Genomic DNA, 1,391 nt, shown 5'->3' with positions numbered 1-1,391 from the left:
CGATACCACTTGGCCTTGGCCGGCCAGAAGGCGCGCCAGTTGGCACGGTCTTTTTCTTCGATTTCCGAGCGCAGATAACTTTCCATGCTTTGGAATTTGACTGAAAGTAAAGCGGTGCCAGGCTGCTTTGGGTCTTCCCAGGTGGGGGAGCGGTCGAATTCGATTTTGGCTACTACATTGTCGGCATAAAACCTCCAGGTGGGGCTGGCAATCCAGTTGATGCGCTGCCAGTTATGCGGGCTGAGATCGATTTCACCGTCCAGTTGAAAGCTATATTCAGAATCGGCCAAGGCGTAGTCAAACTGTTCCTGTCCTCTTAGGCGTGGCGCATCATAGTAAAACAGCGGTTGCCAGCCTTTGGCGCGGAATTGTTGCAGCAAGCTATTAATTTGTGTCCGTACATATTCGTCATAATTTTTTCTTTCTCAGAAAATACCGCATTGATGTCAAATGCATAGATACCCTCCTTTGGAATGTCTGCATCTTCAGTTCCCATAATGGACAAGGTGAATGGAACTTCAATGCTGTATTGTTTTAGATTAAAAATCGTTTTTACTTTTTGTTTTAAATAAATTGGGTTTAGTTGGTAGAAATTGATGCCAGCAGGTTGCTTGTTTAAGTCCAATAGTGTTGGGTAGCGTTTGGCCAGTTCAGATCCAGTTTCACCCAATTGTATTGATAATGTCTCTGGGAACTTATTTTGCACAGTATTTTCCTCGGTATGGGCAGGTCGGCAGGCAGTTATACATAGCAGCAGGATAATCGCCAGGGTTCTCATCGCATGTACCATGGGTCGTGTTGGCGTAATACCAGCTCAAAGGTGGTCATGTCTGGGCTATGCCAGCTAGCGATGCTGCGTAATTGCTGCTCCATATAAGCAGACCGTGTTCCCATCAAGCCATGAAATTGGTTGGCAGCGGTTTTAATCCAACTCATCCGGCTTTCTTCGTTTTCCAATACGGTGTCTTTGGGCGCCTCGGATTTTAGCTTGGGGTCGCGGGTTTTACAGGCGGCGGCAAACACCAGTTCCAGCGGTGGCAGTATGGCTTTGGTGAGCAGGGCCAGCGCTGGCTGGTTTCATCCACATACTGCGGCGGCCAGCTGCTGCTTCGTTCCAGTATTGTGTCTGCTGCGTTTTGCGCGGCGCGTTGGCGTTGCAGCCATGCGGCAAAGGCGGGGTCGTCGTAAATCAGCTTTTGCAGTACCACCCGTTGTTCGTGATTGGCAATGGCCAATAAATGGGCGAGTTGTTTTTCTCGATATGTGTCCGATCCCGGCTTAAGCTTCTCAATTTCGCGTACCAAGAGCATGCCCTTCTGTGCATAGGACGACAGTTTCAGGTTTTGCAATACCGGCAACGCCTGCGTGGCCCAGGGGAGTTGCGTGAGCTT

At 49.4% G+C, this 1,391-nt stretch carries 4 protein-coding genes; all 4 read right to left on the bottom strand.

Annotation, left to right across the window (positions count from 1 at the left end):
* Positions 1 to 380 (bottom strand): hypothetical protein (locus DFR38_RS20765; RefSeq protein ID WP_146216036.1); only part of this gene is annotated, 380 nt, incomplete at its 3' end.
* A complete protein-coding gene (locus DFR38_RS21160) occupies positions 317 to 706 on the bottom strand; it encodes a hypothetical protein (protein WP_146216035.1) in 390 nt (129 codons plus the stop codon). The genes DFR38_RS21160 and DFR38_RS20765, both read right to left, overlap by 64 nt.
* A gap of 68 nt (positions 707 to 774) precedes the next feature.
* The gene (locus DFR38_RS21975; protein WP_425320072.1) at positions 775 to 1,023 is read right to left on the bottom strand and encodes a DUF2515 family protein; all 249 of its coding nucleotides are present in this window, start codon (positions 1,021 to 1,023) and stop codon (positions 775 to 777) included.
* On the bottom strand, positions 984 to 1,391 hold a 408-nt coding region (locus DFR38_RS20760), incomplete at its 5' end, for a DUF2515 family protein (protein WP_211310804.1). The genes DFR38_RS20760 and DFR38_RS21975, both read right to left, overlap by 40 nt.

This window comes from Aquitalea magnusonii (genome assembly GCF_003202035.1).
GTDB lineage: Bacteria > Pseudomonadota > Gammaproteobacteria > Burkholderiales > Chromobacteriaceae > Aquitalea > Aquitalea magnusonii.
Note: the sequence above shows the minus strand (reverse complement) of the source record. Positions and strands in the feature narration are given on the sequence as shown.